17 protein-coding genes are annotated in these 25,104 nt (G+C 66.2%); 13 read left to right on the forward strand and 4 right to left on the reverse strand.

Annotated features, from left to right (window positions below):
- Positions 1-6: 6 nt before the first annotated feature.
- From NZL82_RS10175 to NZL82_RS10190, 4 genes are all read left to right on the forward strand, one after another.
- The gene (locus NZL82_RS10175) at positions 7-1,410 is read left to right on the forward strand and encodes an MFS transporter (RefSeq protein ID WP_261269651.1); all 1,404 of its coding nucleotides are present in this window, start codon (positions 7-9) and stop codon (positions 1,408-1,410) included.
- A gap of 13 nt (positions 1,411-1,423) precedes the next feature.
- Positions 1,424-2,359: a TauD/TfdA family dioxygenase gene (locus tag NZL82_RS10180; RefSeq protein WP_261269652.1), complete on the forward strand. Its 936-nt coding sequence runs from the start codon at positions 1,424-1,426 to the stop codon at positions 2,357-2,359.
- A 168-nt stretch (positions 2,360-2,527) separates the two neighbouring features.
- Positions 2,528-4,252, forward strand: a complete 1,725-nt coding sequence (gene poxB / locus NZL82_RS10185; protein WP_261269653.1) for a ubiquinone-dependent pyruvate dehydrogenase — start codon at positions 2,528-2,530, stop codon at positions 4,250-4,252.
- 44 nt (positions 4,253-4,296) lie between these two features.
- Entirely contained in the window at positions 4,297-4,791 is a 495-nt protein-coding gene (locus NZL82_RS10190) for an FUSC family protein (RefSeq protein ID WP_261269654.1), read from the forward strand.
- Here the strand turns inward: NZL82_RS10190 and NZL82_RS10195 are convergent.
- Both NZL82_RS10195 and NZL82_RS10200 read right to left on the reverse strand, forming a co-directional pair.
- Complete coding sequence (locus NZL82_RS10195; RefSeq protein WP_261269655.1) at positions 4,736-5,695, reverse strand: FecR family protein; 960 nt, start codon at positions 5,693-5,695, stop codon at positions 4,736-4,738. The genes NZL82_RS10190 and NZL82_RS10195 overlap by 56 nt on opposite strands.
- Entirely contained in the window at positions 5,692-6,237 is a 546-nt protein-coding gene (locus NZL82_RS10200) for an RNA polymerase sigma factor (RefSeq protein WP_261269656.1), read from the reverse strand. Before NZL82_RS10200 ends, NZL82_RS10195 begins: the two co-directional genes overlap by 4 nt.
- Before the next feature lie 169 nt (positions 6,238-6,406).
- Between NZL82_RS10200 and NZL82_RS10205 the strand changes: the two genes are divergently transcribed.
- The 6 genes from NZL82_RS10205 (at position 6,407) to NZL82_RS10230 (ending at position 17,237) form a co-directional block, all read left to right on the forward strand.
- Complete coding sequence (locus tag NZL82_RS10205) at positions 6,407-9,808, forward strand: TonB-dependent receptor (RefSeq protein ID WP_261269657.1); 3,402 nt, start codon at positions 6,407-6,409, stop codon at positions 9,806-9,808.
- Entirely contained in the window at positions 9,808-11,544 is a 1,737-nt protein-coding gene (gene ggt / locus NZL82_RS10210; RefSeq protein WP_261269658.1) for a gamma-glutamyltransferase, read from the forward strand. Before NZL82_RS10205 ends, ggt begins: the two co-directional genes overlap by 1 nt.
- A 9-nt stretch (positions 11,545-11,553) precedes the next feature.
- Entirely contained in the window at positions 11,554-13,002 is a 1,449-nt protein-coding gene (locus NZL82_RS10215) for an amidohydrolase (protein WP_261269659.1), read from the forward strand.
- Positions 13,003-13,110: 108 nt separating this feature from the next.
- The gene (locus NZL82_RS10220; protein ID WP_261269660.1) at positions 13,111-13,950 is read left to right on the forward strand and encodes a phosphatase PAP2 family protein; all 840 of its coding nucleotides are present in this window, start codon (positions 13,111-13,113) and stop codon (positions 13,948-13,950) included.
- A complete protein-coding gene (locus tag NZL82_RS10225; protein ID WP_261269661.1) occupies positions 13,947-15,872 on the forward strand; it encodes a M1 family metallopeptidase in 1,926 nt (641 codons plus the stop codon). The genes NZL82_RS10220 and NZL82_RS10225 overlap by 4 nt, the downstream gene beginning before the upstream one ends.
- Positions 15,873-16,082: 210 nt before the next feature.
- Positions 16,083-17,237: an alpha/beta hydrolase-fold protein gene (locus tag NZL82_RS10230; protein ID WP_261269662.1), complete on the forward strand. Its 1,155-nt coding sequence runs from the start codon at positions 16,083-16,085 to the stop codon at positions 17,235-17,237.
- Positions 17,238-17,280: 43 nt separating this feature from the next.
- On the opposite strand, the gene NZL82_RS10235 is transcribed toward NZL82_RS10230, so the two are convergent.
- Positions 17,281-18,261: an SMP-30/gluconolactonase/LRE family protein gene (locus NZL82_RS10235; RefSeq protein ID WP_261269663.1), complete on the reverse strand. Its 981-nt coding sequence runs from the start codon at positions 18,259-18,261 to the stop codon at positions 17,281-17,283.
- A gap of 254 nt (positions 18,262-18,515) precedes the next feature.
- Between NZL82_RS10235 and NZL82_RS10240 the strand changes: the two genes are divergently transcribed.
- Positions 18,516-19,880, forward strand: coding sequence for a glycoside hydrolase family 27 protein (locus tag NZL82_RS10240; RefSeq protein ID WP_405051363.1), 1,365 nt, complete (start codon positions 18,516-18,518; stop codon positions 19,878-19,880).
- 38 nt (positions 19,881-19,918) lie between these two features.
- Here NZL82_RS10240 and NZL82_RS10245 read toward each other — a convergent pair whose 3' ends face one another.
- Complete coding sequence (locus tag NZL82_RS10245) at positions 19,919-21,052, reverse strand: cellulase family glycosylhydrolase (protein WP_261269664.1); 1,134 nt, start codon at positions 21,050-21,052, stop codon at positions 19,919-19,921.
- Between the two features lie 173 nt (positions 21,053-21,225).
- Between NZL82_RS10245 and NZL82_RS10250 the strand changes: the two genes are divergently transcribed.
- Together NZL82_RS10250 and NZL82_RS10255 are read left to right on the forward strand one after the other, a co-directional pair.
- The gene (locus tag NZL82_RS10250; protein WP_261269665.1) at positions 21,226-23,997 is read left to right on the forward strand and encodes a TonB-dependent receptor; all 2,772 of its coding nucleotides are present in this window, start codon (positions 21,226-21,228) and stop codon (positions 23,995-23,997) included.
- Positions 23,998-24,012: 15 nt separating this feature from the next.
- Positions 24,013-24,990: a family 43 glycosylhydrolase gene (locus NZL82_RS10255; RefSeq protein ID WP_261269666.1), complete on the forward strand. Its 978-nt coding sequence runs from the start codon at positions 24,013-24,015 to the stop codon at positions 24,988-24,990.
- Positions 24,991-25,104 lie beyond the last annotated feature (114 nt).

Raw genomic sequence — 25,104 nt, forward strand, 5'->3', positions numbered from 1 at the left:
ACGGCGATGGCCAGCATTCCCTTCGATGACGTACGCGCCCCGCGCGACCAAAGCTCCGTCGAACGGAGCGACGGCGCGGCGGCGCACCGACTGATCGGCTTTGGATCACTCGCCATTCCGCTGGCGGGTGCTGGCCTTCCGCTCGCGCTGTTCGTGCCGCAGCTCTATGCCAGCCATTTCGGGCTGTCGCTGGCGACGATCGGCTTCATCTTCTTCCTCGGCCGCTTCTGGGACGTGGCGGCGGATCCGATCGTCGGTACGCTATCGGATCGCACCCGCAGCCGCTTCGGGCGACGAAAGCCGTGGATCGCGGCGGGCGGCCTGCTGTTCGGAATCGGCTCGGCGCTGCTGTTCTTCCCGCCCGCAACCGTCGCACCGCTTTATCTGGGTGCGGCCCTCTTCGTCTTCTACGCGGGCTGGACGATGATCGAAATTCCCTTCTCCGCCTGGGCAGGGGAGTTGTCGGACGCATATCATGAGCGCACGCGCATCGTGACCTACAAACAGACCATGTCCGCCATCGGTCTGTTGCTGGTTCTGATCCTGCCGACGTTGATCGAGCAATGGCGCCCGGCGGACGGCGTGCTGAAGCTGCACGCCACAGGCCTTTTCGTCCTGGGGACCCTGGCGGTTGCTCTGCCACTTGGCCTGAACGCGATAGCCGAGCCGCCGGTCGCCGCCCTGTCCTCCCATCGCCCCGGCTTCTGGCGGACAGCGACGGTCGTCTTCCGAGACCGATTGCTGCTGCGCGTGCTCGCCTCCGACCTGGCGGTGACCGCCGGCCAGTCGATCCGCGCAGGCCTGATCGCCTTCTTCTGCGTCAGCTATATGGGGCTGCCGCAATGGGCGAGCGGGCTCTATCTGCTGCAATTCGTCTTCGGCGTTGCCGCCGGGCCGCTCTGGCTGGCGATCGGGCGACGGCTGGGCAAGCGCGAGACGGCGATTGCCGGCGAACTGGTGCAAGCGGCGATCAACATCTCCTTGCTCGCGGTCTTTCCGGACATGCTGTGGCTGTTGATCGCGCTGGCGGTGGCGCAGGGGCTGACCCAGGGGTCGGGCAACCTGATGCTGCGCGCGATGGTCGCCGATGTCGCCGACGCCCATGAACTGGCGACGGGGCACAACCGCACCGGCCTGTTCTTCTCGGTGTTCAGCCTGGCGACCAAGGCGGGTCCCGCAATCGGCATCGGCGTGGCGCTCCCCCTACTCGCCTGGCTGGGCTTCCAACCCAAGGGGCATAGCGCGCCCGCCGCGCTGGAAGCCCTCAAATACGTCTTCGCGCTCGGCCCTGCCGTCGCGCACATCATCTCGGCGGCGCTGATCTGGCATTTTCCGCTCGACCAGACCCGCCACGCCGCGATCCGCCGCGCACTCGATGCGCGTGCGGCCACCGTTCCCGTCGAAGCCTGAAGGAGTGTGTGACATGACCGTGATCCAGCACCAATTCTACAATGCCGCCGACACCCAGAACCCGCTCGACATCGTACCCGTCGCAGGGCGGATCGGGGCCGAAATCCGCGGCGTCGCGCTATCCGGCGATCTCGACGACCCGACCGTCGACGCGATCAAACAGGCGCTCGGCCGCCACAAGGTGATCTTCTTCCGTGGCCAGACGCATCTCGACGACGAGACGCACGAAGCCTTCGCCGCACGGCTGGGCGAGCCGCTGGCGCATCCCACCGTCCCGGTGGCGGAAGGGTCGCGCTTCCTGCTCGAACTCAACTCGCGAGAGGGCGAGGCGGCATCGCAATGGCATACCGACATCACCTTCCTCCCCGCCTTCCCCGCCGCATCGATCCTGCGCGCGCTGGTGATCCCACCGGCGGGCGGCGACACGCTATGGGCCAATGCCGTCGCCGCCTATGACGGGCTGCCCCCCGCGCTCAAGGCGCTGGTCGACGATCTGCGCGCGGTGCACACCAACGCCTATGACTATGCCACCGCCAGCCCGGAGGCATCGTCGGAGGCGATCCGCCGCCACCGCGAGATCTTCGCCTCCACCGTCTATGAGACGGAGCATCCGGTGGTGCACATCCATCCGGTGACCGGCGAGAAGGCGCTGCTGCTGGGCAATTTCGTCAAGAGCTTCGTCGGCCTCAACCGCGACGATTCTAACCGCGTGTTCCAGATTCTGCAGGATCAGGTCACCAAGCCCGAGAACACGGTGCGATGGCGCTGGCAGCCTGGCGACGTGGCGATCTGGGACAATCGCGCGACGCAGCACCGGGCGATCGCCGACTTCGGCAAACAGCGGCGCCACCTGCGCCGCGCGACGATCGCGGGATCGGTCCCGGTAGGCCTGAACGGCGGCTCCAGTCGTGCGCTGAAGCCCGAACCCCTGCTCCAGGCGGCGGAGTGAAGACCGCTGCCGATGTCTCCCAAGCAGAGACATCGGCAACTTTTTCCATCAGTTGCATGCATAAACTGCAATCGACGGGCTGCACTTCGAACGCAACTTGCCGCAGCCGAAACGTTATCTCCTGCTGAGAGGGCCGCTCGGCCCGCCACGGCAAGGGAATAGCGGACTATGGCCAGGACGATCGCCGATATGTTGAACGACACGCTGGTCGAGGCCGGCGTGTCGCGTATCTGGGGTGTGACGGGCGACAGCCTCAACGGCTTCAACGACAGCATGCGCCGGTCGGGCAAGATCGCCTGGATGCACGTCCGCAACGAGGAAGCGGGCGCCTTCGCCGCCGGGGCCGAGGCGGCGGTGACGGGCGAACTGGCGGTGTGCGCGGGCAGTTGCGGGCCGGGCAATCTGCACCTCATCAACGGGCTGTACGATTGTCACCGCAATCATGTGCCGGTGCTGGCGATCGCGGCGCATATCCCGTCGAGTGAGATCGGGCTGCGCTATTTTCAGGAAACGCGCCCGACCGAGTTGTTCCGCGAATGCAGCCATTTCTGCGAAATGGTGCAGGACGCGCGCCAGATGCCCGAGCTTCTGCACCGGGCGATCCGCACCGCCATTGGACAGCGCGGGGTCGCGGTGCTGGTCATCCCCGGCGACGTCGCGTTGCAGCCCGCGCCCGAGACGCGCGCGGTGGCGTTCGCGCCGCCCGCAACACCCCGGCTGGTGCCTCAGCAGCAGGATTTGGCCAGCATCGCCGCGCTGCTCGACCAATCCCGAGCGGTCACGCTGCTATGCGGTTCGGGCACCGCAGGCGCACATGATGAGGTCGTGGCGCTGGCCGAAGCGCTCCAGGCGCCGATCGTCCATGCCTATCGTGGCAAGGAATGGATCGAATATGACAACCCTTATGACGTCGGCATGACCGGGCTGATCGGCTTTTCGTCGGGCTATCACGCGATGATGGAGTGCGACACGCTGCTGATGCTGGGCACCGACTTCCCCTATCGCAATTTCTATCCCGACAAGGCGAAAGTGGTGCAGGTCGATCGCGACCCGAGCGCGCTGGGGCGGCGCGTGCCGCTGGACATGGCGGTGGTCGCCGATGTGAAGGAAGTGGCCAGCGGCCTGCTACCCCTGATCCGGACAGGACGCGACGGCGCCTTCCTCGACAAGGCGCGGGCGCATTATCGCGATGCCCGCGAGGGGCTGGACGACCTCGCCACCCCGCGCACCGGGGAAAAGCCGCTTCATCCGCAATATGTCGCGACGTTGGTCGATCGGATCGCGGCGGAGGACGCGGTGTTCACCGCCGATGTCGGCACGCCCGCCGTCTGGGCCGCGCGCTATCTGACGATGAACGGTCGGCGGCGGATCGTCGGATCGTTCAACCACGGATCGATGGCCAATGCCCTGCCCCAGGCGCTGGGCGCACAGGGCGCGTTTCCGGGGCGGCAAATCATATCGCTGTCGGGCGATGGCGGGCTGTCCATGTTGATGGGCGACATGCTGACCGCGGTGCAGATGGCGCTGCCGATCAAGATCGTCGTCTTCAACAACTCGACGCTGGGCTTTGTCGAACTGGAGCAGAAGGCATCGGGCTATGTCGACACCAATGTCTCGCTCGACAATCCGGACTTCGCCGCCGTGGCGCGCGAAATGGGCTATTTCGGCGTCCGCGTCACGCGATCCGATGCGCTGGAACAGGCGTTGCGCGACGCCTTCGCGCATAACGGCCCGGCGCTGGTCGATGTGGTGACCGAGGGGTTCGAACTGATCATGCCACCCAAGATCCAGGCGGAACAGGCCAAGGGCTTCAGCCTCTATGCGGCACGCGCCGTGCTCAGCGGGCGCGGCGACGAGGTGATCGAACTGGCCAAGGCCAATATCTTTCGGTGATCGCCTCGCTGCACCCGACATGGTCGGCCGGAAGGCTGGGCGCGGTGGCATTCGTTGCGCGCTGCACCGGATCGGCGATGCTCGCTGCGTTGGTGGCGGACGCGGTGGGGCTGGACCATCCGATCTGGGCGGTCGTGTCGGCATTGGTAGTGTCACAGGACAGCGCGGCCGATACGCGTCGCTCGTTTCTGTGGCGGGTTGCGGCGACCGCGATCGGACTGGTGGTGGCGATCGGGGTGGGCAGCGTGGTGCCGGGCGATGCGGCCCACCCCACGCTGCGACTGGTCGTGGCGATCACGGCATGCGCCGCGATCGCCCGCCACTGGCCCGCGCTGCGTGTCTGCATGTGGACCTCTGCGATCGTGCTGATGACGACGCAACCGGGCCGAACCGTCGCCCAGACCGGGCTGGAACGGGGCAGCGAAGTACTGCTGGGCGCGGCGATCGCGGTGCTGGTTCACGCGGTCCTCGAAGGGATACTCGTCAGGCTGGCGCGCCGCCCGACCTGGGCGAGTCAGCGTCGCTCCGGATCGGTCTGACGGTCACCGCATGGGGATTGTCGATCAGGTCGCGGATCGCGGCCGGGTTGCCCTGATCCACGATACCAAAAACGGGTATGCGCGCCGCGCGCCGGTCGGTCAGCGTCAATTCGTCGGAGGCGCGCACGGCGTAACGGTTGACCATGTCGATGACATCCTCGAGCGGTTCGCCGTGAAAGACGAGTTGGCCGCGCGTCCACGCAACCGCATCGGCCGTACCGACGGATTCGGCCTGGCTGATGAAGCCCATTCGCGTCCCACCCTGAACCGCGGTGCCGAACGCCACCCGTTCCCCCTTACGCGCCAGCTTGGCGACGGGCGTGCCCTGGCCGGGCGTGTCGACCGCCACGGTGACGCGCACCGTGCCCTGGGTGACCGAGACGTCGGCGTCACGGCGACCGACCGCGACATCGAACGCGGTGCCGACCGCCGTGACGGCACCGAACGGCGTCTGCACGACGAACGGACGGCGCTGGTCATGCGCAACCTCGAACAGGGCTTCGCCCCCCTCCAGCATCAGCCGTCGCCGATCGGGCGTGAAGCTGACCGTCAGCGTGGTACGCGCCGCAAGCGTGACGGTGGAACCGTCCTTGAGCCGGATCACCTTTCGCTCCGCCCGTCCGGCGGCATAGCGCGTCACCGACGCGGCGGCATCGTCGCCGGACACCCAAAATGGCGTGCTCGCGGCCATCATCAGCGCCAGCGCCGCCGCGATCGTCCAGCGGGTCGCCACGGACCGGCTTGCCCGCGGCTGTTCCGTCACCGGACGCGGCTGTTCGCCCAGCCAGTCCCAAAAGGCTTCCGCCTCGCGCCGGTCGGCGGGATGGAGATCGTCCGCCCGCCCCCCGAGCAGCGCGTCGAACACCGCCTCCCGGCGTTGCCCCAGATCGTGACGATCGGTCATGGCGCCACCTCCCGCAGATAGGCCAGCCTGTCGTAAAGATGGCTGACGGCATGGGTGAGATGCTTCTGCACCATGCGTGGGCTGATCCCGAGCGAACGGGCGATGTCCCCGGTGCTCATCTCGTCGAAGCGGCGCATGACGAAGATCGTCCGCGCCCTCGGGCTCAGTTCAGCCAGCGCCGCGTCCAGCGCCTGTTGCAGATCGACGACGCGACGGCGTTCCTCCTGTCGCGGCGCGATAGAGGGATGGAGTTCCTCGGTCAGAGGCAGGACGGCCGGACCACGCCGCCCGCGATCGGCGATGAGGTTGGCGGCGATGCGGAAGAGATAGGCCTGCGGCTCGTTGAGGGAACGCTGGCGTGCCGTCGCGATCAGCCGCGCGCACGCTTCCTGAACCAAATCCTCGGCCTCGTGCGGATCGCCGATGCGACGCGCGACGAAGGCACGCAGCGCGGCGCGATAGGCGCCGAGTGAATCACCCTCTATGTCCGCGGTCCGCTCGCCATCGGTCGCGGCGGCCTTGTTGTTCGAATCCTGCTGCACGCGCTCCCCGCCCCCCTCACCACTATGACGCAGATCGGGGGCGTCCGCGAACCTCCATGAGAAAAATCGTAAAAAAATGTCGCAGCGAGGGTTCGCATCAGGCCTGTCATTGCGTCGATAGAGGCAGACGCAGCGAAAAGCTGCGACATCTTCCGGGGGGAAATCAAAGATGACGAGGGCTTACCGACTGCTGCTGTCCGTGTGTGCGACGGCGATGATCGTGCCGACGGCGGCGGCGGCGAAGGAACAGCGGACGGTCGCGATCGATGTGCCTGCGGGTCGGCTCGACGAGGCGCTGCTGAGTGTCGCACGCCAGGCGGGATTGCAACTGGTCTTCACCGACCCCGCCGTCGCGGATCGCCGCGCCCCCCGGATCAACGGGCGCTATACGCCCGGCGCGGCGCTCGACCTCCTGCTCGCGCGCAGCGGCTTCGGCTGGCGCTATACCGGGCCGCGAACGGTCCGCGTCATGCCGGTCGACACCGCCTCGCTCACCATGGTCAGCATGGGCCAGGTTTCGCTGCCTTCCGCACAAAATGTCGGGCAGGAACGCCTCGCCCCCTCCAACGCCGCAGTCGAAGCGACGGTCGACGCCGATCCTGTCGGGGCGCCGCCGACATCGGACATCGTCGTCGTCGGATCGCAGATCAAAGGGGCGAAGACCACCGCCGCCCTGCCCGTGACGATCATCGACCCGCGGCAGATCGCCGCCACGGCCGCGGTCAGCGGCGACGAACTGTTCCGTTCGATCCCGCAGCTCGGCGACGTCACCTTCAACAGCTCCTATCTGCCGAACAGCTCGAACGCGGCGCGCGGCGATGTCGGTTCGGTCAACCTGCGCAATCTGGGCGTCGGCAACACGCTGGTGCTGCTCAACGGTCGCCGCGTCGTGAACCACCCGACCAGCCGCGCGGACGAAAATCTGGTGCCGGTGCTCACCTACAACACCAACGCCATCCCCGTCTTCGGGCTGGAGCGGCTGGAGGTGCTGCGCGACGGTGCCGCCGCCATCTATGGCTCGGATGCGGTAGCGGGCGTGGTCAACACCGTGTTGCGCACCGATTTCACCGGCATTCAGATTGAGGGCCAGACCGGCTATCCCGAACATACCAGCCAGACCGAGAATAATCTGACCCTGCTCGCCGGGACCGATATCGGCAAGGGGCGCGGCAATATCACCCTGTTCGCCAGCTATACCGACCGTACCGCGTTGCGCGGTTCGGAACAGGATTACACCGCCTCCGACGACATCAGGCCGCTGTTCGTGGGCACCCGGTTCGACGGGGCGACCTCGCTCGACGGCCGGTCTTCGATCACGCCCTGGGGCTCGTTCCAGACCGTCGGCAACGTCCCGGTGCGCCAGGGTACGACGGCCCTGACCAACGCATCGGGCCAGTTCCACGTCCAGCCGCTGACCAATAGCGGTTGCCAGACCAACGCTGCCACCGGCCTTCGCAACGGGCTGTGCATCGACGACGGCACCAATACCGCCGCCGCAGACCGCAACCTGCGCTTCGACTCCCGCGCGGCTTATGACAGCTATATCATCCCCTCGGTCGAGCGGCTGAACCTGTTCGCCAACGGCCATTACGAACTGACGCCGGGCCTCGAACTGTTAGGCGAGGCTGGCTATTACAAGGCGACCACCGACAGTATCCAGTCGTCGTCCGGCACGCTCAGCTCGCTGCCGATCATCGTGCCCGCCACCAACTATTATAATCCGTTCGGTCCGACCGTGCTGAACGGCGCAGCCAATCCCAATCGCCTGCCCGGCATCAACACGCCGGCCAGCGGCCTCGCGGTCACGCTGTCGAGCTACAATATCGCCGATGCCGGTCCCAACCTCGTCCATGTCGAGAATGACCAGTATCGCGTCCTCGCCGGGCTGCGCTGGAACTGGCTGGGTTTCCAATGGGAAAGCGCCGCGCTTTATTCGGAAGCGCAGGTGCGGGACACGTCGGACGGGATCAGTTCGACCCTGCTCCAGCGCCAGCTCGCGCTGTCGACACCGGACGTCTATAACCCGTTCAACGGCAGCGACCTGTCAAACCCTTCGGGTCGCGACACGACGCTAAGCAACGCCGCCGCACTCCAGGCGATCCGCATCAAGACGACGCGATTCAGCAAGGCGACGCTGGCGCTTGCGGACGTCAAGCTGTCGAACGCCAGCCTGCTGAGCCTGCCCGGCGGCAATCTCGGCCTGGCGCTGGGTGCCGAAATCCGCCGCGAGACGCAGCTCGACGATCGCGACCCGCGCGTCGACGGTACGACGACCTTCACCGACAGCGTCAGCGGCCTGACTTATGGGTCGGACCTGGTCGGCACCAGCCCGTCGCCCGACACCAGCGGCCGCCGCACCGTCGCCGCCGCCTATGCCGAACTGGCGGTGCCGGTCATCGACCCGTCGATGCATGTCCCGCTGGTCCGCAACCTCGAATTCCAGCTTGCGGGGCGGTTCGAACATTATAGCGACGTCGGCTCGGTCGCGAAGCCGAAGATCGCCGGTGCCTGGGACGTGGTCCGCGGCATCCGCCTGCGCGGCTCCTATGCGGAGGGGTTCAAGGCCCCCAATCTCGAACAGATCAACGCCCGCGTCGTCACCCGCTCAAACAGTCGCGTGGATTATGTGCGGTGCGAAGCGCAATTGCGGACCGGCGCGATCAGCTCCTTCGCCAATTGCAGCCAATCGTTCGCGATCAGCGCGCAGCGTTCGGGCAATCCCGATCTGAAGCCCGAAACGTCGAACACATGGAGCGCAGGCGTCGTACTGGAGCCGCATTTCCTCGACACCGTGATCGGCCGGATCACCCTGACCGCCGATTATTGGAACGTGAAGCAGAAGGGCATTGTCGGCATCTTCGGCGAAGGCAATGCATTGATCGCCGACTATCTGGCGCGTGTCGGCGGCACCACCAACCCCAATGTCGTCCGTCAGGCACCCACCGCCGACGACATCGCGCTGTTCGCCGGATCGGGGCTCCAGCCCGCGGGCCGCGTGCTCTATGTCAATGATCGCTACGTCAACCTGTTGCCGCAACAGGCGTCGGGCCTGGACCTCGGCTTCAACTGGCGGCTGCCCGATTTCGGCGCGGGGGAACTGACGCTGTCCGCCAATGCCGCCTATCTCCGCCGCTTCTTCCTCGAACCCTCCGATCCGATCCAGGCGCTGATCGACGCGCGCGCCGCCAGCACGATCAACGCCGGAACCAGGATCGCCGACGCGGGTGATCTCGTCCGCCAGAACGGTAAGCCGCGCTGGCGCGCGACCGGGACAGTGACGTGGCGCTATCGCAATTTCCAGATCGGGGGCTTTACCCAATATACCGGCGATGTGGACGATACCGGCCTGATCGATTCGACAGGCGCGGCATGGCTGATCCAGGATCAGATGACCTATAACCTCTATGGCCAGGTCAGCGTGGGCAACAAGCGCGAGGGGCAGTATCGCATGCGGATCGGCGTCAGGAACCTTACCAACGAAAAGCCGCCACTATCGTCGAACGGCTTCCTCGGTTCGCTGTACAATCCCTATGGCCGCTACTGGTACGCCAATATCCAGGCGTCCTTCTGATGCGAATCCATCGTCTGGCGCTGATCGCGCTGCTCTTCCCGTCGCTGCTGGCCGCGCAGGAGGAGGAACCACAGGCTCGCTCGCCCTCCGGCGGCGACATCGTCGCCTATGACCAGATCCACAAGCCGGTCGTCGGGCGGGGCGGGATGGTCGTCAGCCAGAACAAGCTGGCCGCCGACATCGGCGCGGACATTCTGCGCAAGGGCGGCAACGCGGTCGACGCCGCCGTCGCGGTCGGCTTTGCGCTGGCGGTGACACTGCCGCGCGCGGGCAATGTCGGCGGTGGCGGCTATATGCTCGTCCACATGGCGGCGAAGGACGGCAAGCCCGCGCAGGACATTGCCATCGACTATTATGGCCAGGCCTCGCGCCACACGACCGACGACCTGCTGCTCGGTACGGACGGCAAGGTCGATCCCGCCAAGGTCATGTCGATGAAGGGCGTGGCCATCCCCGGCACCGTCGCGGGGCTGTGGGAGGCGCATCGCCGCTTCGGTTCGCTGCCCTGGGGAACGCTGATCGCCCCCGCCATCGCCATGGCGGAGAAGGGCGTCACCCTGTCCGACGACGAAGCCCAGGCGCAGGCCGCGCAGCGCAAGCTGATGGCCGACGATCCCGCGGCGACGGCCATGTTCTTCAAGCCGGACGGCAGCGCCTATGCGCCGGGCGAGACCTTCCACCAGCCGGACCTCGCCGCCACGCTCAGGACGATCGCCGCCAAGGGTCGCGACGGCTTCTATACCGGCCCGCTGGCCGAACGGATCGCGGCGGGTATCCGCGCCGGTGGCGGCATCATCGATGCGGGCGACCTCGCAGGCTATCGCGCGATCGTCTCCGCGCCGATCTGGTCGAGCTATCGTGGCAAGCGCATCGCCTATATGCCGCCGACCGCCTCGGGCGTCAGCGTCGCCGAGGCGATGAACATCCTCGAAACCTTTCCGGTCGCGCAAGCGAAATGGGGCAGCGTCGCCAACCTGCACCTTCTGTCCGAGACGATGAAGATCGTGTCCGCCGACCGTCGGCTGGTGGGCGGCGGCCCCGATTGGCGCACGCCCGCGCTCGGCCTCGCCAGCAAGGGCTATGCCGCCGAGCGGGCCAAGCTGATCCGCCCGGACAAGTCGCTGGGCAAGGACGATGTCCCCGACGGCAACCCCTATCCCTATGAAAGCCGTGACACGACGCATTTCTCGGTCGCGGACGCGGCGGGCAACGCGGTCAGCAACACCTACACCCTGTCCGCCTCTTATGGTGCGCATGTCGTCGCACCGGGGACCGGCATCCTGCTCAACAATTCCCTCGGCAACCTCGCCTGGGGCCGCCGGGGCACCGCCAGCGAACGGCGCGCGACGCGGCCCGTCGCCAACAAGCGCGTCGGATCGACGATCACCCCGATCATCGTCTTCGACGCCGACCGGCCATGGCTGGTCACCGGAACCCCCGGCGGGGGCTATATCATCGCGACGATGGTGCAGCTCCTGTCGAACGTCATCGACCATGGCCTCAACGTCAGCGAGGCGGCGGAGCGCCCCCGCATCAACCAGGGCGGCGGCGATGCCGCGCTGGAGCTGGAGGAAGGCTTCTCGCCCGACATCGTCCCCCTGCTCGAAGCGAAGGGACACAAAGTCCGCCGCTCGAACACCATGGGTTCGATCCAGTCGATCATGGTCGATGGCGAACGCTTCCTCGGCGCCGCCGATACCCGCCGACCCGACGCCGCCGCCATAGCCGTTCGCTAGGAGCACGACATGCACCATATGACCTTGGCCTTCGCCATTCTCGCTGCCACTCCGGCCACCGCCCAGATCGCCGAGCCGCAGCGCCAGGCGATCCTGGCGGACGTGGATGCGCGCGCCCCCGATCTGGCGCGTACCGCACTCGCCATCTGGAACGCCGCCGAGGTCGGCTATCAGGAGACGAAGAGCAGCGCGCTGTTGCAAGCCGAGTTGAAACGCGCGGGCTTCACCGTCACGCCCGGCGTCGCCGACATGCCCACCGCCTTCATTGCGAGCTTTCGGCGCGGCACGGGACCGGTGATCGGTATCCTCGCCGAATATGACGCCCTTCCCGGTCTCGCCCAGCGCGCGGAGCCGAAGCGCGAGCCGATCGCCGGCCAGGCGGCGGGCCATGGTTGCGGCCACAATATCTTCGGTGCGGCGTCGATCACGGCAGCCGTGGCGGTCAAGGACTGGATGGTCGCCAACCGGATCGATGGCGAGGTCCGCGTCTATGGCTCCCCCGCCGAAGAGGGCGGATCGGGCAAGGTATACCTCGTCCGCGCCGGGCTCTTCGATGACGTGGATGCCGTCCTCCACTGGCATCCGGGCGACATCAACCAGGTCAGCACCGGGACGAGCCAGGCCAATATCTCGGGCAAGTTCCGCTTTCACGGCCTGTCGGCCCATGCCTCCGCCGCGCCTGACAAGGGGCGTTCCGCGCTGGACGGGGTCGAGGTGATGAACGTCGCGGTGAATTATCTGCGCGAGCATGTGCCGATGACGACACGGATCCACTACGTGGTCACCAAGGGTGGCGAGGCACCCAATGTCGTCCCCGATTTCGCCGAAAGCTATTACTATGTCCGTCACACCGACCCGCAGGTCGTTCGCGACGTGATGGAGCGCGTCCGCAAGGCCGCCGAGGGGGCCGCGATCGCGACCGGTACGACATCCGAGTTCGAGGCGACCGGCGGCGTCTATTCGATGCTGGCCAGCGAGACGTTGGCGAAGGTGATGGACGCGAACCTGCACGCGGTCGGTGGTGTGCGCTGGACGCCGGAGGAAAATGCCTGGGCTAGCGGGCTTCAATCGACCCTGCCGGTCCGAAAGCCGCTCGAAAGCGCGGCCAGCGTCGCCGCGATCACCGATGCGGACATGGGCGCATCGACCGACGTCGCCGATGTGTCATGGGTGGTGCCGACGATCGGGCTCAACGCGGCGACCTGGGTGCCGGGCACGCCCGCCCATAGCTGGCAGGCGGTGGCGGCATCGGGCTTCTCGATCGGTGCCAAGGGCGGCACCGTCGCGGCGAAGACCATCGCGCTGACCGCCGCCGATCTGATGGTCGCACCGCAATTGCTGGCCGATGCCAAGGCCGAACTGATCCGCCGCCGGGGCCCCGACTTCCGGTACAAGGCCATGCTCGGCGACCGAAAGCCGCCGCTTGATTACCGCCGCGCGAGCATCGACCAGCGCTAGAGCGATCAACCACCACCGCCGCTGCCCGTCCGAAAACACCGGACACCCGTTGCCGGTGCGAAATGAATGATACATGGTATCCCAAGAATCCCCTTACGAGATCGGTCCATGCCCATGAACGCCCTCCCCTCATCCGCCAATCGTCGCGCGCGGCGGGTCGTCGCCGGTCTGGCGGGTGGCCTGTTGATCGCCTTGTCGACGAGCGCCAGCGTCGCGAGGAATGACGGTTATGCGGGTTATCTCGCCCCCGGCGAATTCGACGTGACGCAGGTGATCGAGCCCGCCCCGCGCAAGGGCGATCCACGCTACGATACCGACCGCAGGATTTTCCGGGCGACGCGCACGCTGGCGGATACCCCGCGCTGGCAATTGGCGACCAACGATGTCGATACCTCGCGGCCCGCGCTGATGCGCGACTTCAGCTGCGCCATCGGCGTCGCGCTGACGCCGGAGAATGCGCCGCTGACGCTCCGGCTGGTGTCGCGCGCCGGAGCCGATACCGCCGGGCAGACCAATATCGCCAAGAATGTCTATCGCCGGGCTCGCCCCTTCCATCAGGACAAGGGAAGGGTGTGCCAGCCGGTTGCGCAGCTTGCCGACAGCTTCGACTATCCGTCCGGCCATACCACCTGGGGCTGGACCTGGGCGCTGATCCTCACCGAACTGGCACCCGACCGCGCCGGGCCGATCCTGCGCCGCGGCCGGGCCTATGGCGACAGCCGCTTCGTCTGCGGCGCGCATAACGAAAGCGCGGTGGAGGGCGGGATGCTCTCCGCCAGCGCGACCATGGCGCTGGTCCGTACCAAGCCCGCCTACCAGCAGGATCTGGCCGCCGCCCGCGAGGAGATCGCCCGGCTGCGTGCCGATCCCGCAAGCCCCAAGCCGCAAGGCTGCGCCGCCGAGGAGTCGCTGATCGCACAGCGCGTCATGCCGAGGCTCGACCGTTGAGGCGCGTCCTTCCCCTTCTCGCGCTGGTCGCCGCCACCGCGAGCGCGCAGGACTATCAGCCGCGCGAGACCTTCGCGCCGTTCGACATGGGTCAGGCCGTCAACCGCTATCGCAGCGCGAACGGCCTGCCCGGCCCCGATTTCTGGCAGAATCGCGCGGACTATCAATTGCGCGTGACCCTCGACCCCACGACCCGGACGATCGCGGGGACGGCGACGATCACCTACACCAACAACAGCCCCGACACGCTCGACGTGCTGTGGCTGCAGATCGACCAAAATCTCTACAAGCCGGGATCGCGCGGCGGCATGGCGCGTGGCGGTGCCCCGGCGGGCCATACCGATGGCATGGTGATGGAAGCGGTCGGCATCGCCGTCGCCGGCGGCCCGGCGGCAGCGGTGACGCCGCTGGTCAGCGATACCCGCGCGCAACTCCGCCTGCCGACCCCGCTCGCCCCGCATGCCAAGGCGGCGGTGACGATCCGCTATCACTATACCATCCCCGAGGCCTGGGGCGGCCGCACCTCCTGGGGCAAATCGCCGGGCGGCGACATTTACGACATCGCGCAATGGTATCCGCGCATGGCGGTGTATGACGATATTCGCGGTTGGGACACGGCACCCTATCTCGCGCAGGAATTCTACCTCGAATATGGCGATTTCGACTATTGGGTGACGTTGCCCGCGTCGATGCTGATGGCGGGATCGGGCGAGCTCATGAACCCGCGCGAGGTGCTGACCCCGACGCAGGTCGCGCGGTTGGACAAGGCACGGGGCAGCGATGCGACCGTCCCGATCCGCAGCGTCGCGGAAATCGCCGATCCCGCCTCCCGCCCGACGCGCGGCGGTACGCTGACCTGGCATTACCGGATGCAGAATACGCGCGACGTCGCCTTCGCCGCCTCGTCCGCCTTTGCCTGGGACGCCGCGCGCATCCGCCTGCCGAACGGCGGCGCGTCGCTCGCCATGTCCTATTACCCGGCCGAAAGCGCGGGGACCGCGCGCTGGGGCCGCTCGACCGAATATGTGAAGGACACGGTCGAGCGCTTTTCGGCGCGCTGGTATCCCTATCCCTGGCCCGCCGCGATCAACGTCGCGGGGCCGACCAGCGGCATGGAATATCCCGGCATCGTGTTCGACGCGCCCGAGGACGCGGGCAAGGAGCTGTTCTGGGTCACCGCGCATGAGATCGGACACAATTGGTTCCCGATGATCGTCGGCTTCGACGAACGACGCCATGCGTGGATGGACGAGGGCTTCAACACCTTCATCGACGTCTATCAGTCGGATGACTTCAACCACGGCGAATATGGCCCCAAGCGCGACAGCGAATATGCCGAGGGCGGCGGCAATCCGGTCGACGAGATCCTGCCCGTCCTGGCCGACAAGGATGCGCCGCCGATCCTGTCCCGCGCGGATACCGTGATCGAAAAGTGGCGGCATCCGGTCACCTATTTCAAATCGGCGCTGGGCCTGGTCCTGCTGCGCGAACAGATATTGGGGCCGGAGCGCTTCGACCCCGCCTTCCGCCGCTTCATCGCCACCTGGGCCTATCGCCATCCGCAACCCGCCGACTTCTTCCGCGCGATGGAAAGCGAGGCGGGCGAGGATCTCTCCTATTGGTGGCCTGGCTGGTACGCCAACAACTGGCAACTCGATCTGGCGGTGACGGGGATAGAGGCAGCCAAGGACGGCACGCCGCTGGTCCGGGTGGCGTCGCGCGACAAGCTGGTGATGCCTGCGACGCTGCGGGTCGGCTATGCCGATGGCAAGACGCGCGACATACGCCTGCCCGCCGAGACCTGGATACGCCAGACATCCACGGCGGTGCCGGTGCCGGCGGGCAAGGTGGTGAAGGTCGAGCTCGACCCCGATCACAAGCTGCCCGACCGCGATCGGTCGAACAACATCGCCACGCGCTGACGATAGCGAGGCGGTTGCAGCCTTGACGAGCAGGGCACTCCGATCCGAGCCCCAGATCTGCTCCGTTATCGGAGCGATGTGCGGCAGGTCTTGTGTCCTATCGCACTTGGGTTCACCATAGCCCCGCACAAGGCATGGCCGACAGGGCTGGCCGGCAATCGAAACGGGAGGATGTCGATGAGGTTAGTCTGCGCCGCTTTGCTATCGGCTATGGTAGCGGTCCCACCAGCCTTCGCCCAGAAGGCGCCAGCCCCCGCTGCGGCGGCCCCCGTCATCGAAGACTTCAAACCCTCCTCACTCAACCAGCCGGGCCAATCCTATCTGCAGGTCAATTCGCAAGGCTATGCCCGTTTCCGCATCGTCGCCCCCGATGCCAAGGCGGTGAAGGTCAGCCTGGGGCTTGGCGGACGAGGCGGCACGGTGCTTACCAAAGGGCCGGACGGTGCATGGGTCGGGACGTCGGAAGGGCCGCTGGACGAAGGTTTCCATTATTATCACCTGACGGTCGATGGCGGGACGTTCAACGATCCGGGTACTTTGAACTTCTATGGCTCGACCCGATGGGAAAGCGGGATCGAGATTCCGGCGCATGATGCGGATTTCTATGCGCTGAAGGATGTGCCCCATGGCCGGGTCGAGCAGATATTGTTCCCCTCCCCCAGTAGCGCGACGCAGCGGCGGGCTTTCGTCTACACGCCGCCGGGCTATGACAAGAATGCGCGGGAGCGCTATCCGGTGCTCTATCTCCAGCATGGCTGGGGCGAGGACGAGACCGCCTGGTCGAACCAGGGCCATGCCAATCTGATCATGGACAATCTGATCGCCGCCGGAAAGACGCGGCCGTTCCTCATCGTCATGACCTATGGCATGACCAACGACATGCGCCCGGGTGCTCCCGGCGGGCTGGCCGCGTTCGACATCCGCCCTTTCCAGACGGTGTTGCTGAACGAGCTGATCCCCTATGTCGACGGGCATTTCCGGACCTTGTCCGACCAGCGCTACCGCGCCATGGCGGGCCTGTCGATGGGCGGGTTCGAGACAAAGCTGATCGCGCCCAAGCATCTCGACACCTTCGCCTATATCGGGTTGCTCAGCGGTGGCACCGTCTCGCTGGACGACGTGAAGGCGACGCCGGGTTATCGCGACAAGGTCAAGCTGACCTTTGTCAGCTTCGGCAGCCGCGAGTTGGAGGGCGGACGCAGCGGCCCGCCCGGTGGGCCGCGCAGCGATCCGCGCGCCAATGCGGCGGCGCTCAAGCAGGCCGGACTCAACAGCGTGTTCTTCGTATCCCCCGATACGGGGCATGAATTCCAGACCTGGCGGCGCAGCCTTCAGGCGATGGCGCCGCTGCTGTTCCGCGACTGAGGGTCATGACACGGGCGCGGCACGCCAGCCGCGCTCGCTGCCTTCAGAATAGGCCCTGCGTCCGCAATGCGATCGCATGCACGCTATCGGTGGCGCAGAGGTAAAGCGTTCGCCCGTCGCGCCCGCCAAAGGCGATGTTCGCGCAGGGCTTCGGGGTCGGGATAGTGCCCAGCCGTTCGCCATGGGCGGACCAGATGCCCGCCCCCTCCGCCACCCCGGCATAGACGCGTCCGGTCCGATCCACCGCCAGTCCATCGGGAATACCTTGGTCCAGTCGCGCGAAGACGCGCCGCCGCGCCAGTCTGCGCCCATCGACCACGTCGAAGGCCAGGATTTCGCGTGGCCCATCGGGATTCATCGCGCCGCCGGTCTCGCTGATATACAAGGTGCGGCCATCGGGTGAGAAGACGATCCCATTGGGCTGGTCCATCTCGCCCTCGACCATGGTCAGCGCGCCCGAAGGGTCGATGCGATAGACGAAGCGCCCCGGCTGTTCCGGTTCGGCGCGAATTCCCTCATCCGGCACAGTGATGCCGTAGATCGGGTCGGTGAACCAGACCGCTCCGTCGGGCGCGACCGCGAGATCATTGGGCGAATTCAGTCGCCTGCCCTGGTATCGATCGGCAAGAACAGTCATCCGGCCATCCGCCTCCTGCCGTACCACGCGGCGAGTGCGATGCTCGCAGGTCAGGAGACGACCGCGCGAGTCGAAACAATTGCCGTTGGCGTTGTTGGAAGGCGTACGGAACACACCCGTGCCTTTGGCATCGATACGCAGCATGACGTTGCGCTTCACGTCGCTACAGATCAGCGCACCCCGGCGACGGTCCCAGGCGGGCCCCTCCATCCAGCGCCCACCGCTATGAAGCGTGCGCAAGCGGGCGGCGGGATCGACGATCGCCGCCATGCCGGGCTCGGCGGATACGGGGCTGGCCAGGCCTAGGATGGCCGCCCCCGTCCCGGCCATCATCGTACGGCGGTTGAGGGTCGGGCCGTCATGGCCTGGATCGAGGATAGTCGGCATCGCGAACCCTGTGGAACGGGGGAGGAAACGACCGGGCTCCGCCAGCCGCCAAAGCGGATGATCGACAAAATTCCCCGGGAAGACAAGCGGAAGCCCATGCCCGGTCGATGACGGGCGCGCCTGCGCAATGTCGGACTTTAACGACCCGTCCAAATCGCAGGAATTTCCATCCTTTGCCCGGTGCTAGCGCTTGCTGCGGCCCGCATCCGCTCTACACTTGTTCGACTATAAGCCATCGATACGGGAGTGGAGGAATGACGGACATCGGGGCGGCGATCAGCCGCAGGCAGGCGCTGGCGGGTGCCGCCTGGACAGGCACCGCCATGCTGGCGAGCGGCGCGGCGCAGGGCGCGCGACCTGCGGCAGGCCCACTGGCGCCGCACCCGCCCATGGGGTGGAACAGTTGGAACAGTTTCGCCACCACCATCACCGAGGCGCAGGCGCGCGAGACCGCGGCGATCATGCGCGAGAAGCTGCTCCCCTTCGGCTATGACGTCTTCACCGTCGACATTCAGTGGTATGAGCCCGAGGCGTCGAGCTATACCTATAACGCCGAACCGGTGCCCGCGATGGACGGCTATGGCCGGTTGATCCCCGCACCCAACCGCTTTCCGTCCAGCGTGGACGGATCGGGCTTCACCAGGCTTGCTGCCGATGTCCATGCCATGGGGATGAAGTTCGGCATCCACCTGATGCGTGGCATTCCGCGTCTGGCGGTAAAGAAGAACCTGCCGATCCTGGGTACCCGCTACCGCGCCGCCGATATTGCCGATACCGACAGCATCTGCACCTGGAACCCCGACATGTACGGGGTCGATATGACCAAGGCGGGCGCACAGGCCTATTATGACAGCGTCTTTGCGCTGTACGCCTCATGGGGCGTCGATTTCGTCAAGATGGACGATATGAGCCGCCCCTATGACGCGCATGCGCCCGAGATCGAGGCGGCACACAAGGCGATCGGGGCCACCGGCCGCCCGATGATCCTCAGCCTGTCGCCAGGCGAGACCCCCGTCCTTCGCGGCCCCCATGTCCGCCGCTTCGCGCAGATGTGGCGCAGCTCGGACGATTTCTGGGACGAATGGGCGATGCTGGAGGCGCAGTTCACCCGATTGGAAAACTGGACGCCCTATCGCGGGCCCGGCTCTTGGCCCGATGCCGACATGCTCCCGCTCGGGCGGCTGGCGCTCGGCAAGCGCGATACGAAATTCACGCCCGACGAGCAGAAGACGCTGATGACCCTATGGTCGATCGCGCGCTCTCCGCTGATCATGGGCGGCGACCTGCGCTATCTGGACGCGTCGACGCTGGCGTTATTGACCAACCGCGCGGTGCTGGCGGTCAACCAGGCCTCGACCGACAATCAGCCGCATTTCGTGGAGGATGGCGCGCGCATCTGGTCCGCCAAGCCCGAGGGAGCCGCCGCCGACCGTTACCTCGCGCTGTTCAACACGACCGACAAGCCCAAGCGGGTCGGCCTCGCATTGCATCATCTGGGCCTGTCGCGGGAGGTAGGCGTGACCGATCTATGGAGCGGCGCCTCCCTCGGCAGGGCCAAGGGCCGCTTCGCCCAGACCCTGCCCCCGCATGGCGCGGGACTGTACCGGCTTCGGGCGTGACGTCCGGGGGGCGGCGATCGGTTCGCCGCCCCCGCCCCTTAACGCACCGCCGGAACCACTCCCTTGGGTGCGGCGGACATGCGGCGGATCAGATCGGTTTCCGCCTGGCGATAGGGTTGGCCATCGGCGCGGAACACCTCGTGGAACCAGATGGTCGGCTCCTCCAGCACATAGGGTTTCTTCCAACTATCCCAGGGCAGCCGCGTCTGCGTCTTCCCATCGACGAAGCCCCAGTTCATCATCGCGATATTGTAGCGCTTGGCGATGGGCAGCGACCCGTCGAAGGTCGATCCGTTGCCGCGCGCCATATATTCGGTGCACAGGATCGGCCGCTTATAAAGCTGCAACTGCTTTACCCGCCGCTCGAAGGTTTCGGGCCAGCTATAGTCGTGGAAGGTGATGACGTCGGACTGCGACAATTGCAGCCTGTCCATCGCCGAGTTGCGTCCGCCCGGCGTCCAATCGTCGCCCTGCCACACGCCGGAGGTCAGCGGCTGCGAGGGTTCGGCCGCGCGCGCCCAGTCGAACACCTGCGCCAGCATCGCACGAACCAGCGGCTCCTTGCCCTCCTGCCCCTTATACTGGTCGGCGCCATTGTCGGGCTCGTTCCACAGGTCCCAGCCCAGGATGCGCGGATCGTCCTTGAACGCACCGATCACGCCCTGGACATAGCCGCGATATTTGGGCCAGTTCGCGCGGTCGCGCAGCCCCGCCATGCCCGGCCCCTGCACCCAGCCCGAATTGTGGACGCCGGGGATCGGCGGATGCTGCGGCCCCAGCTTGGGATCGGGGTCCCAGCAGCTATCGAACAGCACGAAGAGCGGGCGGATGCCGTGGCGCTGGGCGATGGTCAGGAATTCGTCGATGCGGCGCTTGAAGCCTTCCGGATCCTGCGCCCAAAGCTGGTCGTGCAGGAACACGCGCATCGTGTTCATGCCGATCCCCTGGGCGAGGCCCAGTTCATAATCGATCCGCTTGGGATCCCAGGTCTCGGCCTGCCACATCTCGAGCTGGTTGATCGCGCTGGCGGGCGTGTAATTGGCGCCGACCAGCCAGGGCTGCCGATCATACCAGCTCTTCGCCTGCGCCTCGCTCCAGCGGGCCCGCGCCTCGGCAGGCGCGCAGGGCATGATCGCGACCAGCGCGATTCCCGTCAGCAGCCGCATTCTCATCCCGTTCCTCCCTAATGGTCTGATTTGTTTTGCCGAGGTTACCCAAGAAATCGCTGACTTTCCAACATATTATATGCCTTTCAGGGGTTGATGAACCGATCGCCGCTCTGTAGCAGCCTTTCGCAAAGCCCGTGAAAAAGTCGGACTTATCAATATTTTGTCAGGAGAGGATCATGCGGCAGCTTATGGCTATGACCGTATCGGCACGGGGTTCGGCATCGGTTTCGCTTCTCGCGCTCGTCATGGCGGCCCCCGCCATCGCGCAGGAGGCCCCCAAGCCCGTCGGCGCGGCCGACCAGAGCGTCAGCCCCACCACCCCCGCCCCCGCCGAACAGGCCGCGCCCGTCGAAGGGGGTGAGATCGTTGTCACCGGCCTGCGCCGCAGCCTGGCCTCCGCCCAGGCGATCAAGCGCAATGCCGAGGGGATCGTCGATGCGATCGTCGCCGAGGATATCGGCAAGCTGCCCGACGTGACCGCCTCCGCCGCACTGGCCCGCGTCACCGGCGTTCAGGTCAACCGCGCGGCGGGCGAAGCAGCGCAGGTCCAGATCCGCGGCCTGCCCGACATCTCCACCACCTATAATGGCCGCGAAATCTTCACCGCCGAGAACCGCTTCGTCGCGATCCAGGATTTCCCAGCGGGCGCGGTGCAGGCGCTGGAGGTCTATAAGTCCGGCACCGCCAACCTGATCGAGGGCGGGATCGGCGGACAGGTCAATGTCCGCTCGCGCCGTCCATTCGACTTCGACGGATTCGAGCTGTCGGGTTCGCTCAACGGGGTGCATTGGCAGCAGAGCCAGAGCGTCGATTACAACGGCAATATCCTGATCAGCGACCGCTGGAACACCGGCATCGGCGAGATCGGCGTGCTCGTGAACGCCGCGATGACCAACATCGACTATCTGGATTCGACGCGCGAGGTCGATCGGTTCGTCACCCCCGCACCGGGCGACGCGGCCGATGCGTTCGGCTTTACCCGGCCCAACGGCAATGGCCTGTTCTATGGCAGCGGCAATCGCTGGCGCCCATCGGTCAATGCCGCGATCCAGTGGAAGCCTGCCGAGCGGCTGGAAATCTATGTCGACGGGCTGTTCCAGGGCTATCGTGCCGAGGACCGCAATCACTGGCTGTTCGTGCCGACCTTCGGGGCGAACGCACAATATACCAATGTCGTGCTGCGCGGCGACGGCAGCAATGCGGCGAACAGCATGACGGTCAGCGGCGCCAACGCGCCAGACGGCTATGACGGCTTCACCCGCGCGCGCACCGACACCTATCAGATTGCGGGCGGTGCGATCTGGTCGGGCGATCGGTTGAAGCTGACGACCGACCTCGCCTACACGAACAGCCGCTATACCGAGCATCAGGCCAATATCGACTATGCCTTTGCCAGTTCGCCCACGCGCAACGTCGCCTTCGACATCAGCGGCAACCATGGCGGCGGCACGTTCGAGTTCGTGAACTTCAACGCCGCCGATCCGGCCAATTATCTGCTGCGCGGCCTGTTCGACCGCCAGTTCCGTGCCGAAGGTCAGGATGTGCAGGCGCGGGTCGATGCCGAGTATGAAACCGGCATCCCGTTCCTGCCCCGCATCCAGGCCGGGTTCCGCTTCAACGACCGCGATGCCGCGCGGTACAACGGACAGCGTTATCAAAGCCTGCTCGACCGTGGCATCGGCTATGGCCAGTTGCCGGTCACGATCGCACCGATCACGCGCGGCTTCCGCTTCGACCAGGCACAGCGCGATACGGTGTTCCCCGGTGCGACCTTCGACAGCGTGTTCGCCAATCTCGACGCGCTTCGCGGGATCGCGGGCTTCCCGGAAGGCGACGTGCCGTTCAACGAGCAGGAGACGTTCACCGCGAACGAGCGCGCCTATGCCGGTTACGCGCAGCTCCGTTATGCGGTGAATCCCGGCATCCCGATCGACGGCAATCTGGGTGTGCGTGTCATCCGCACGCGCACGCGGGTGAACGGCAACACCTATGACGCCGCGACCAACACCTTTACGCCGGTGGCGCAGACCAACGAATATACCGATTACCTGCCCAACGCCTCGCTCCGGGCAGAGCTAACCCGCACGCTGCAACTGCGCCTCGCCTATACCCAGACGCGGACGCGGCCCAACTTCATCGATCTGAATCCGTCGAGCGTCGTCAACACCGCGCCGCTGGCCTGTACGCCGGTCGCGGGTGATCCGACGACGGGGCCGGACGCGCCCAACTGCATCATCGACATCAGCAGCGGCAATCCGAACCTGCGCCCGCTGACCTCGAACAATTACGACCTGTCGCTGGAATGGTATTTCTCGCGCACCGGGTCGCTGACCGCCGGGCTGTTCCGCCGCGACGTCGACAACTTCATCTTCCGCAACACGGTGCTGACCGAGATTGCGGGCCAGCCCGACCGCCGCGTCAACGCTCCCAGCAATGGCGGCAAGGGGCGTATCCAGGGGCTGGAGGCGTCGTTCACCGGCTTCCTCGACATCGACGCGCTGCCCGAATGGGCGCGTGGCTTCGGGATGCAGGCCAATTACACCTATCTCGATGCCGCGACCGAGTTGCAGCCCGCCTTCCAGGACCGCCTGCCGGGGCAGCAGTCCTTCCCTGGTGTCTCCAAGCACGCCTTCAACCTGGTCGGCCTCTACGAGCGGCCGGTCTTCTCGGCGCGCCTGGCCTATAATTGGCGGTCACGCTTTGTGATCGAATATCAGGATCTGCAGAACGGCTTCCTGTCGCCGCTCTATCAGAAGGCTCTGGGGGTGATGGACTTTTCCGCCACCGTTACGCCGACGAAGAATGTGACGGTCGCGTTCGATGTGCTCAATCTGCTGGGCACGCCAGTGCGGACCGAGCGGAGCTACAACGCCGCCGGGGACAGCTATCCGTTCCAGGTGCGCTATATCGAGCGGACCTATTCGCTGGGCGTGCGGTTCCGTTTCTGATCGGGGAGGATGACGATGAAGCTTTTGCGAACCCTTGCCGCCGCCGGTGCGCTCGCCCTGACGCTGGCGGGCACGGTCACCGCCCGCAATCCGCAATTCCAGGGGGCGGACCCCCATGCGGTCATGATCGGCCGGGAACTATGGGTATTCCCCACCGGCGGGCCGGGGGGAAGCTGGGCCGCCGACCGGTTCGGCGCCTTTTCCAGCCGCGACCTCAAGACATGGCGTCCGCGTGGCGAATTGATCCGGCGCGACCAGATCGGCTGGATCAAGGATGACGGCGCGCCCGAGCATTTCCTCTGGGCCCCCGGCATCGCGACCCGGAACGGGAAATATTATCTCTATTATTCGGTCGGTCCGCAAAATCCGACCCCCAGCCGGATCGGCGTTGCGGTGGCCGACCGTCCGGCGGGCCCGTACCGTGATAGCGGACGCCCGTTGATCACCGGCGACAAGGGGTTCGAGGCGATCGACCCGATGGTCTTCCCCGATCGCAGGTCGGGCAAAATCTATCTCTATGCGGGTGGCAGCGCGGGCTCGACCCTGCGCGTATGGGAATTGAAGCCCGACATGGTCACCGTCGCCCGCGAGGTGAAGGTTCCCAACCCGCCGCAATTCACCGAAGGCCCCTTCATGCATGAGCGGAACGGTGTCTATTATCTGTCCTATAGCCATGGGCGCTTCAACGGCCCGGACTATTCGGTCCATTATGCCACGGCCCCCTCGCCTATCGGGCCGTGGCGCTATCGCGGTGCGATCCTGACCAGCGACGATCGGCATCAGGGGCCGGGGCATCACAGCTTCGTCAAGACGCCCGATGGCCGGTGGCTGATCGTCTATCACCGCTGGGACCGCGCACCGGGACCGGGGCCGTTTCAGGGCGAGCGCGTCGTCGCGATCGACCGTATCACCTATGCCCCAGACGGCACGATCCGCCCGGTGCGGATGACCGACGCGGATGCGCCCGTGCTGGCCTCGGCACGCCGACGCTGATCGCCAGGAGCGCGACCTTTCGCCACCCACGCGAAAGGTCGCGATTTAAACTTCCATTAACCATCTCAATAAATTCCGAAATCGGAATTTCGGCATCGCATCCTGCTTCACCAT

Source organism: Sphingomonas sp. LC-1, from assembly GCF_025371035.1.
Lineage (GTDB): Bacteria > Pseudomonadota > Alphaproteobacteria > Sphingomonadales > Sphingomonadaceae > Sphingomonas > Sphingomonas sanguinis_E.

Bases quoted from the DNA above. Each gene is read 5' to 3' on its own strand.
- NZL82_RS10175 (WP_261269651.1), top strand. From the start codon at position 7: ATGGCCAGCATTCCCTTCGATGACGTACGCGCCCCGCGCGACCAAAGC.
- NZL82_RS10180 (WP_261269652.1), top strand. From the start codon at position 1,424: ATGACCGTGATCCAGCACCAATTCTACAATGCCGCCGACACCCAGAAC.
- ggt (WP_261269658.1), top strand. From the start codon at position 9,808: ATGCGAATCCATCGTCTGGCGCTGATCGCGCTGCTCTTCCCGTCGCTG.
- NZL82_RS10205 (WP_261269657.1), top strand. From the start codon at position 6,407: ATGACGAGGGCTTACCGACTGCTGCTGTCCGTGTGTGCGACGGCGATG.
- poxB (WP_261269653.1), top strand. From the start codon at position 2,528: ATGGCCAGGACGATCGCCGATATGTTGAACGACACGCTGGTCGAGGCC.
- NZL82_RS10245 (WP_261269664.1), bottom strand. From the start codon at position 21,052: ATGAGAATGCGGCTGCTGACGGGAATCGCGCTGGTCGCGATCATGCCC.
- NZL82_RS10215 (WP_261269659.1), top strand. From the start codon at position 11,554: ATGCACCATATGACCTTGGCCTTCGCCATTCTCGCTGCCACTCCGGCC.
- NZL82_RS10240 (WP_405051363.1), top strand. From the start codon at position 18,516: ATGACGGACATCGGGGCGGCGATCAGCCGCAGGCAGGCGCTGGCGGGT.
- NZL82_RS10255 (WP_261269666.1), top strand. From the start codon at position 24,013: ATGAAGCTTTTGCGAACCCTTGCCGCCGCCGGTGCGCTCGCCCTGACG.
- NZL82_RS10235 (WP_261269663.1), bottom strand. From the start codon at position 18,261: ATGCCGACTATCCTCGATCCAGGCCATGACGGCCCGACCCTCAACCGC.
- NZL82_RS10230 (WP_261269662.1), top strand. From the start codon at position 16,083: ATGGTAGCGGTCCCACCAGCCTTCGCCCAGAAGGCGCCAGCCCCCGCT.
- NZL82_RS10195 (WP_261269655.1), bottom strand. From the start codon at position 5,695: ATGACCGATCGTCACGATCTGGGGCAACGCCGGGAGGCGGTGTTCGAC.
- NZL82_RS10250 (WP_261269665.1), top strand. From the start codon at position 21,226: ATGCGGCAGCTTATGGCTATGACCGTATCGGCACGGGGTTCGGCATCG.
- NZL82_RS10220 (WP_261269660.1), top strand. From the start codon at position 13,111: ATGCCCATGAACGCCCTCCCCTCATCCGCCAATCGTCGCGCGCGGCGG.